This window comes from Pseudomonas syringae group sp. J309-1 (assembly GCF_032582135.1).
Classification (GTDB): domain Bacteria; phylum Pseudomonadota; class Gammaproteobacteria; order Pseudomonadales; family Pseudomonadaceae; genus Aquipseudomonas; species Aquipseudomonas quasicaspiana.
Window position 1 is genome coordinate 1 of the sequence record NZ_JAWHNU010000128.1, and the last position, 717, is coordinate 717.

At 65.1% G+C, this 717-nt stretch carries 1 protein-coding gene; it reads right to left on the bottom strand.

Features of this window, described 5'->3' with window-relative positions; translation table 11 throughout:
• Window positions 1–148 precede the first annotated feature (148 nt).
• Window positions 149–717: ISAs1 family transposase (locus tag RX972_RS29045; protein WP_316880729.1), on the bottom strand; the 569-nt coding region annotated here is incomplete at its 5' end.

The following is a 717-nucleotide window of genomic DNA, read 5'->3' on the forward strand; positions in this document are numbered from 1 at the left end:
GCAAGGGGGCAGGGAGCCCTTTCGCCTGTGCTTCCCTTACAAGCGCGGCGCTGTTCTCGAGACGCTCGATCGCATGCCGTGAAGCAACCGTATGCTTTGACGTAAGGTGAGCACGATGGTCGGGCTCCCTCCCCCCTTGCGGGTAGGGCTATCGCATATGGGCCAGGACGGTGAGAAGGAAGTCGTTGCTCCATCTTGCCTGGAGCATTTTGTGGCTGGTCCGCGCTTGACCTGGCGTGGCGTGCAGGGCGTTGATGGCGAGCTGGCGGAAGTCGGCAAGGTTCTCCGGGGCGTGGTCCTTGCGGCTGCGGCAAGCGTCCTCGTCGAACAGAACGTCGAGAACCCAGTGCAGGTTGTTCTCGATGCTCCAGTGGGCGCGGACGACGTCGAGCAGCTTCTTGGCCGCCAGCCGCCGCGAAGCCAGAAAGTATCGGGCCGTCCGCTTGGCAGGCTTGCCGGCCGTTGCGCGCCAGCTGTCGATGCGGCCGACCGCGACGATAGCGGGGAAGCCATGTTGCTTCGCCAATTGCGGTGCCGGCACGATGATGGCTTGCCGGCGCTCGATGCGATCGTGGGCGGCGGTTCTTCGCTGGCTTGCTCGCGCAGGTCGTCGGGCGGTGTCGAGCAACGCCTTGGCGGCCTTGAAGAGCCGGCCGCGATTGCTCTTGATGGCCAGAACGTAGTGGCCCTTCCGGTCGCGGATGGCTTGCGCGACAT